The organism is Lacisediminihabitans sp., from assembly GCF_043726815.1.
GTDB lineage: Bacteria > Actinomycetota > Actinomycetes > Actinomycetales > Microbacteriaceae > Lacisediminihabitans.
The window spans coordinates 1-6,884 of the sequence record NZ_JAYSJZ010000043.1 but is presented as its reverse complement, the minus strand read 5'-3'; the positions used below and the strand labels follow the sequence as shown (position 1 = coordinate 6,884).

The window sequence follows — 6,884 nt, the reverse complement described above, 5'->3', positions numbered from 1 at the left end:
GGGAGCAGGGAGCAGGGGAGCAGGGAGCCGGGAGCCGGGGTGCAGGGGAGCCGGGGTGCAGGGAGCCGGGAGCAGGGGAGGTGGGGGCGCCGGCGGCCGGGCGACGGGGCCCGCTTCCTGTGCACTCATCCGTCAGTAACTGCTCGCTGGGCGGCCTCAGGGAGCAGTTAGTGACGGTTGAGTGCAATTGGGTGGGGGTGGGGGTGGGGTTGGGGTTGGGGTTGGGAGCCGGGGGCCGGGGGCCGGGGAGGCCGGATACCCTCGAGAGATGCCTGAAGAGACCCCCGACCCGAGCGTCGAACTCACCACCCAGGGCGTCGGGCCCTGGAAGGGCGAGCCGCCGACCGAAGCGTTCTACGACCCGGAACTGCTCGCGAAGGGCGACTCACGCAACGTGATCGACCGGTACCGCTACTGGCGCATGGAGGCGATCGTCGCCGACCTCGACCTCACGCGGCATCCGTTCCACGTCGCCATCGAGAACTGGCAGCACGACATGAACATCGGCTCGATCGTGCGCAGCGCCAACGCGTTCGCCGCCGACACCGTGCACATCATTGGCCGCAAGCGCTGGAACAAGCGCGGCGCGATGGTCACCGACCGCTACCAGCACGTGCGCTACCACGCCGACGTCGCCGAGTTCGCGGGCTGGGCGCGGGATGCCGGGCTCGCGGTGATCGCGATCGACAACGTGCCGGGGTCGGTGATCATCGAGACCTTCGACTTTCCCGAGGCGTGCGTGCTGCTCTTCGGCCAGGAGGGACCCGGCCTCAGCGCGGAGGCGCTCGCCGCGGCCGGCTCCGTCGTGGAGATCAGCCAGTTCGGAAGCACCCGCAGCATCAACGCCTCCGCCGCGGCGGCCGTCGCGATGCACGCCTGGATCTCCCAGCACGTGACGTTCTAGGGAAGGCGAGCGGGCGCGCCCTACGCCCCGATCGGCGACGGACGCAGCTGCCGCAGGGTGCGGAAGCGGCCCTGCTTGCGCGCTCCGAGCACCGAGAGCGCGAGCGACCCGACGAACCAGGCGGCGAGGGGCAGGAAGGCCGACCAGAGGTCGCCGCCCGTTCCGCCGTACATGAGCTGCCGGATGCCATCGACGGCGTGACTCATCGGCAGGGCCTGGTGCAGCGCGGCGAGCGGTGCCGGCAGGGTCTGCCAGGGGAAGGTGCCGCCGGCGGTCACGAGCTGCACCACCATGAAGACGAGCGCGAGAAACTGGCCGACGCTGCCGAGAAGCACGTTGAGCGCGAGCACGATGGCGGCGAAGGTCATGGCGACGAAGGCCATGAAGGCGACCATGCCGACCGGGTTGGCCACCGGGAGGTGCAGCGCCAGGGTGACGAGCGCGAACAGCGCCACCATCTGCACGACGCCGAGCAGCGCCGGTGTGAGCCAGCCCGCGAGGGTCGTGCGGATGGGCCGGCGCACGGCCGTGAGCGCCCGGCGGGAGAGCGGCCGCACCAGCAGGAAGAGCGCGTAGATGCCGATCCAGGAGGCGAGGCTGAGGAAGAACGGCGCGAGACCCGCCCCGTAGTTCTTCGCCTGGGTGATGGCGTCCTGGTTGACCTGCACCGGGTTGGCGATGAGATTCGATGTGGCGGCCCGCTCCGCCGCGGTCGTCTGGGGAATCTTGCCCACGGCATCCGTGAGCGAGTCGCTCAGAGTCTTCGAGCCGGTGGCGAGTTGCCCGACCCCGGTGGAGAGATCGGATGCCCCGGTCGATGCCGACGCCGCCCCGGTGGCGAGGCTCGCGGCCCCGCCGGCCGCGGAGTGCACGGCGGAGGCGAGCGCGGGCGCCGAGGCGCTGAGGGTGGACGCCCCGGCCGCGACCTGGGCGGCTCCGGCGGCGGCAGCGGGCAGACCTGTCGGCGCGGCGAGGCCGCCCGCGTAGGCGTTGGCCGTACCCACCGGCGTTCCGAGCGCCTGGATGTCGGCGAGAACGCGCGGGTCGAGAACGGCCCCGGGCACCTGGGCATCGGCGACCAGCTTGGCGTACGCGGTCTGGGCGGCCGAGGTGTTGCTGGCGAGGGTTCCGGCGGTGGAGGAGGCCGTGGACAGCTTCCCGGCGAGGCTCGACGCGCCGGCGCTCAGTTGTGCAGCCGACGACGGGAGCGCCGCGGTCTTCGCATCCAGCTGGTGAAGGCCGGTCGAGAGCTTCGCCGCCCCGGTCGAGAGCGTGGCGCTGCCCGAGGCGAGGGATGACGCCCCGGCCGCAGCGGTGGCGGCGCCCGACGCGAGGGACACGGCACCGTCATCCGCCTTCACGAGCCCGTCCCGGATGGAGCCGACGGCGTTGAGGAGGGTGATCGAGGCCTCGGAGCCCACCTGCTTGGCGATCTCTACCCGCACCGCCTCGGCCGCCTGCTTGGCGATGGTGGTGCTGAGGTAGCTGTTGGTGTCGTCGGTGGTGAGCTTCAGCGCCGCCGAGACCGGCTCGTCGCCGGACGAGGAGGCGAGTCGCGTCGAGAAGTCGGCGGGAAAGGTGAGGCCGAAGTCGTAGGTGCCGTCCTTCACGCCCGTCGCGGCCTGGGCGCTCGACACCTCGACCCAGCCGAACTTCTTGCCGTCGAGGAGGCTCGTGGCGGCCTTGCGGCCGTAGTTGGTGGGGGTGCCGTCGACGGTGGTTCCGGTGTCCTGCACAACGAGAGCGGCCGGCACCTTGTCGAGATTGGAGTACGGATCCTGGTTGCCCCAGAGGTAGAGGCCGCCGTAGACGAGAGGCACGGTCATCAGCGCGACGAGTGCGGCGATGCCGATGCGGCTGGCGGTGAGGCGGGCGAACTCCGCGCGAACGAGTGTGGGGATGGTCATGAGAGAGGGCTTTCGATGGTGCTCGGGTCGGTGGCGCCGAGCCGGAAGAGGATGTCGGCGGTGGCCTGGTCTGTCACGATGCTGACGGTGACGCCCCTGGCGGCGATCTCGGCGAGCGGACCGTACCAGCCGGAGGGCTCGCCGCCGTGGCGCTCCGGGGAGGTCACGACGATCGCGGTGACTCCCGGACGCAGCACGGCGAGCTCGCTGAAGAGCCGGATGCGGGCGGCGGAGGGAAGCGCCCGAACCGGAAGCTTCGCGTAATCGAGGAGCCCATGATCGCTGAGAAACCTCCGCGCGTGCCGCCGCGAGCTGGGCGCTGAGGCGAACGCGAGTTCCTCGGCCACGATCGTGGTGAGCGCGATGTCCGCGCCGGGCTCGGCCACGACCGGGGTGTCCACGAGGGCGCTGCCCCGTCGGAGCCGGTCGCCGTGCTCGGCGCCGTGCACGAGCACGCGACCGGAGTCCGGGCGGATCCGGCCGGCGAGGAGCAGCGAGACGAGCATGGGGCGCTCGTCGGATTCGACGGGGATGGCGTTCGGCACACCGGGGGCGACGGCGAGACTGAGCGGCGGCACGGCCGCGCCGAGGCCGGTGCCGATCGCGGCCTGATCGAGGGCGATGATCATCGGTCGGCGTCCTTCCACTGGAGGTCGGGCCGCTCGTCGATGAAGCTCCCGGCCTCGCGCCAGCCGAGGCCGACCGCACCGAGGGTCATCAGAATCACGAGCCGGTGGCCCTCTTCGGCGGGAAGCGGAGTGCGCGCGGCTTCTTCGAGCACGCCGAGGGCGGCGTCCTCCACGAGCCGGGCGAGCAGGTCGACGGGCACGTCCTGGCGAATGGAGCCGTCGGCGCGCCCGTCGGCGATCGCCTCGCGCACGCTGGAGCGCACCGAGCGCAGGGCCGTGCCGGTATCCGAGGCGAGCGGGCCGCGCACGGCGAGCACGGCCATGACACGCACACTCTCCACCTCGTGCCACAGGCGTGACGCGATGAGCGCGAGCCGGGTGAGCGGATCCGGGTGGGTCACGGTGTCGAGGGCGCTGGCCACCCGGAGCGCGCCGAGGCTGACCAGTTCGCGCAGCAGGTCGTCGCGGTTGGCGAAGTGGGCATAGATGGATCGGCGGCTGAGGCCGGACGCGGCGGCGATCGCCTCCAGGGGGGCCTTGGGGTCGCGGTTGAGCACGATCTTGGCCGCGGCGAGGATCGCCTCGCGGTTTTCGGTGGCGTCGCGGCGGGGCGCGCGGGCGGCAGGAGTTGTGGACACGAGAGGCAAGTCTAATAACTTTCACAACAGTGTGCAAGTTAGTGTGCGACCCGGTTGAGCGTGGAGTCGCCGGGGGACGGCGGCGCGCTCGGTAGAATGGGGTGTAATTCCCACCAAACTGAGAAGGACCCCCTCGTGCCAGCAATCGTGATCATCGGAGCCCAGTGGGGCGACGAGGGCAAGGGCAAGGCGACCGACCTGCTCGGAAGCCGCATCGACTACGTCGTCAAATTCAACGGCGGCAACAACGCCGGTCACACCGTCGTGATCGGCAACCAGAAGTACGCCCTGCACCTCCTGCCGTCCGGAATCCTCACCGAGGGAGTCATCCCGGTGATCTCCAACGGCGTGGTGATCGACATCGAGGTGCTGTTCCACGAACTCGAGGCGCTGACCGCGCGTGGGGTGGATGTCTCGAGGCTGCGGGTGAGCGCCAACGCGCACATCATCACCCACTACCACCGCACCCTCGACAAGGTCACCGAGCGATTCCTCGGCAAGAAGCAAATCGGAACCACCGGCCGCGGAATCGGACCGGCATACGCCGACAAGATCAACCGGGTGGGCATCCGCATCCAGGACCTCTTCGACGAGAACATCCTGCGCCCGAAGGTGGAGGGCGCCCTCGAGCAGAAGAATCACCTGCTCGTGAAGATCTACAACCGTCGCGCGATCGGGGCGGACGAGGTCGTCGCCGACCTGCTGTCGTACGCGGAACGCCTGCGGCCGATGGTGGCCGACACGGGACTGGTGCTCAACCAGGCGCTCGATGCCGGCAAGACGGTGCTGTTCGAGGGTGGCCAGGCCACGATGCTCGACGTCGACCACGGCACATATCCGTTCGTGACCTCCTCCAACGCCACGAGCGGCGGCGCCGCGACCGGCTCCGGGGTCGCCCCGAACCGCATGGAGCGGGTCATCGCGGTGGTCAAGGCCTACACGACCCGCGTGGGTTCCGGCCCCTTCCCCACCGAGTTGCACGACGAATCCGGAGAGTTCCTCCGCTCGCATGGCTTCGAGTGGGGCACCACCACCGGACGCCCGCGGCGATGCGGGTGGTATGACGCCCCCGTGGCCCGGTACTCCGCGCGCATCAACGGGGTCACCGACTTCGTACTCACCAAACTCGACGTGCTCACCGGGCTCGACAGGATCCCGGTCTGCGTGGCCTACGACGTGGACGGTGTGCGGGTCGAGGAGGTCCCCGTCTCCCAGTCGGACTTCCACCACGCCGTGCCGATCTATGAAGAGTTCCCGGGGTGGACCGAAGACATCACCGGCGCGCGCACATTCGACGAATTGCCGGAAAATGCGCGCGGGTACGTGCTCGCTCTGGAGAAGATGAGTGGTGCACGAATTTCGGCCATCGGAGTCGGTCCCGACCGCGAGGCGATCGTGGTGCGCCACGACCTTCTGGGCTGATCGGTGAGCGTAGATCCTGCGATCGAACGGGCTCCGTTCGGCCGTCGGCTCCTGCGCCTCTGCCTTGGCGTGATTCGACCGCTCATGGCATTCAACTTCGTGGCCGGGGCTCCGACCCGGATGTCGGCCGGCGTGCCGGATGACGCCTCCCATGGCCTCATCGAGGGCCCGCGGATGCTTCATATCCTTGTCGTCGGAGGCCTCAGCGGATCCTCGGTCGGGGTGCGCAGCTACGAGCTCGGCGTCGCCCACCAGTTCGCCAAGAGCCTCGCCCGCAGCACCGGCCGCGGGGTCGAGTGGGAGAGCCTCGCCAACGCACGACCTCGGCTCGCGGCCACGGCAACGGCGGTGCGCGGGCTCGACGGACTGGGCAGTTTCGACTTCATCGTGCTCTCGCCCGGCACCACGGACGTGCTTTCCTTCGCCTCCCTTCGGCTGTGGCGGGAGGAACTCGAGCGCCTCCTCGCCTTCCTCGCGGAGAAGACCTCTCCGAGGGCGCTGATCGTGGTCACGCGAATCCCCGACGTCTCGAAGTACGTGCAGGTGGGCCCAGTGATCAGCAGCATCCTGAGAGACGACTCCCACCGGTTCTCGGCCGTCGCCGCAAATGCCTGTGCCCGCGCACCGACGACGAGATTCGTGGAGATGCCGCCGGTGGAGACGTCGGACTTCGTCGACGACGCCTTCAGCTACGCCACCCTCTATCGTCGCTGGGGCGCTTTCCTCTCCACGATTGCGACGACGCACCTGGGGTGAGCGGATGCCGCGGCGTCGACCGTCGCCACCGCGGGACGGTCCGACGACGCTGTAGCCCTCGGGGAGCGGCGCGCGCCCGGTGAGGGCGAGTAGCACGTCTTCGCCGGATCCCCGTCGTGCGGCCACCGCCGCGGCGAGAGTGACGGCGTCTTCCACGGAAGGCTGCGGCAGGGTGTGGGGGAGCCCCGTGGCCCGCGAGAGGTCGATCGTGTGCACCACGAGCTCGAAGACCCGGGTGCGCAGGTATTCGCTGAGCCGGATGCCCATCCCGCCGATCGACACGATGCGGTTCGCCGGCTGGGACTCGATCGCCGCGGCCGCGCGGGCGAGTGCCGCGGAGACCTGGGCGACCGGGTCGTCACCCAGCCATTCGCCGGCCTCGACGCCGCGGGCGGCGACCGCCGCGTCATCCGTGAAGCTCAGGTACACGGTGGAGTAGTACGCCTCCGCGGTGGCGATCGTCACGTCGCCGGGCTCCTCCTGGGAGAGATAGTTCTCCACGGTGAGGATCGCGCGGGCGGTGTGCCCGGCGAGGCTGCGAACGCTCCACGACCCGAGGCCGGGTGCCGCCCATTGATCGTCGCGGATCTCGCCGAGAAGGCGCACATAGGCCGTGGCCGAACTCAGG

General features: G+C 70.1%; 6 protein-coding genes and 1 pseudogene. 3 read left to right on the top strand and 4 right to left on the bottom strand.

The window, feature by feature from the left end; genetic code table 11:
* Positions 1 to 268: 268 nt before the first annotated feature.
* On the top strand, positions 269 to 904 hold the full coding sequence (locus ACHZD8_RS04640; protein ID WP_394768987.1) for a TrmH family RNA methyltransferase: 636 nt from the start codon (positions 269 to 271) through the stop codon (positions 902 to 904).
* A gap of 20 nt (positions 905 to 924) precedes the next feature.
* Here ACHZD8_RS04640 and ACHZD8_RS04635 read toward each other — a convergent pair whose 3' ends face one another.
* Genes ACHZD8_RS04635 through ACHZD8_RS04625 form a run of 3 tightly spaced genes read right to left on the bottom strand, consistent with a single transcriptional unit; the run spans position 925 to position 4,078 of the window.
* Positions 925 to 2,811 carry a YhgE/Pip family protein gene (locus ACHZD8_RS04635; RefSeq protein ID WP_394768986.1) on the bottom strand — a complete coding sequence of 629 codons (1,887 nt, stop codon included), beginning with the start codon at positions 2,809 to 2,811 and terminating at the stop codon, positions 925 to 927.
* Complete coding sequence (locus ACHZD8_RS04630; RefSeq protein ID WP_394768985.1) at positions 2,808 to 3,440, bottom strand: hypothetical protein; 633 nt, start codon at positions 3,438 to 3,440, stop codon at positions 2,808 to 2,810. Before ACHZD8_RS04630 ends, ACHZD8_RS04635 begins: the two co-directional genes overlap by 4 nt.
* On the bottom strand, positions 3,437 to 4,078 hold the full coding sequence (locus ACHZD8_RS04625; protein ID WP_394768984.1) for a TetR/AcrR family transcriptional regulator: 642 nt from the start codon (positions 4,076 to 4,078) through the stop codon (positions 3,437 to 3,439). The genes ACHZD8_RS04630 and ACHZD8_RS04625 overlap by 4 nt, the downstream gene beginning before the upstream one ends.
* A 135-nt stretch (positions 4,079 to 4,213) precedes the next feature.
* On the opposite strand from ACHZD8_RS04625, the gene ACHZD8_RS04620 reads away from it, so the two are divergent.
* Together ACHZD8_RS04620 and ACHZD8_RS04615 are read left to right on the top strand one after the other, a co-directional pair.
* Positions 4,214 to 5,500: an adenylosuccinate synthase gene (locus ACHZD8_RS04620; protein ID WP_394768983.1), complete on the top strand. Its 1,287-nt coding sequence runs from the start codon at positions 4,214 to 4,216 to the stop codon at positions 5,498 to 5,500.
* A 3-nt stretch (positions 5,501 to 5,503) separates the two neighbouring features.
* The gene (locus tag ACHZD8_RS04615) at positions 5,504 to 6,256 is read left to right on the top strand and encodes a hypothetical protein (protein ID WP_394768982.1); all 753 of its coding nucleotides are present in this window, start codon (positions 5,504 to 5,506) and stop codon (positions 6,254 to 6,256) included.
* Between the two features lie 171 nt (positions 6,257 to 6,427).
* On the opposite strand, the pseudogene ACHZD8_RS04610 reads toward ACHZD8_RS04615, so the two are convergent.
* A pseudogene (locus tag ACHZD8_RS04610) lies at positions 6,428 to 6,862 on the bottom strand (maleylpyruvate isomerase N-terminal domain-containing protein); the annotation flags it as partial.
* Positions 6,863 to 6,884: the final 22 nt, after the last annotated feature.